Origin of the sequence: Tersicoccus phoenicis (genome assembly GCF_001968835.1) — a bacterium.
GTDB classification, from domain to species: Bacteria; Actinomycetota; Actinomycetes; order Actinomycetales; family Micrococcaceae; genus Tersicoccus; species Tersicoccus phoenicis.
Genome location: NZ_MRDE01000093.1, coordinates 1 through 542 on the forward strand (window position 1 = coordinate 1; position 542 = coordinate 542).

1 protein-coding gene is annotated in these 542 nt (G+C 60.7%); it reads left to right on the plus strand.

Annotated elements, in window-relative coordinates; translation table 11 throughout:
• Positions 1–428: hypothetical protein (locus BKD30_RS16535; RefSeq protein WP_218189321.1), on the plus strand; the 428-nt coding region annotated here is incomplete at its 5' end.
• Positions 429–542 lie beyond the last annotated feature (114 nt).

Consider the following 542-nt stretch of genomic DNA (forward strand, 5'->3'; position numbering starts at 1 on the left):
TCAGGGATCGAGGAGGAGCTCACGACTCCATCCTCTGCCGCGACCAGCGCGACCGGGGAACTCATGCTCATCAGATTGGTGATCCTTCAACTCGCCCCGCGAGGCGGACTTGCTATGAACCGGTGGACTCACCCAACCCTGACACGCAGGGGTTGGTCGATGATCCGTCCTCTCACCCAGAGCAGTTTCCGTCCGTTGAGGCGCAGGACGCCGAGCGGGCGCGGCTTCACGCACTGATTGAGAAGCTCGTGCTGTGGGAGAACAGCAACGATGAGACACTCCTTCGTCAAGCCAGGGACGAGATTCGTAAGAGCAACAACGGCGAACTTCCTGCAGTGCTTGATCCGTTCGCAGGGGGCGGAGCCATCCCCCTTGAAGCGCAGCGCCTCGGCCCTGTGCGTCAGGATGGTGTGAGACAACAGGGTTGATGTGCTTCCCATTGTATGGGGCGAGATTGGAACGAGATCCGAGATGACGATGACCGTAGCTGATGCCGGCACCGATGATGGTGGGGTGGTGACTCCTCGAGCTGACCGTCCCAG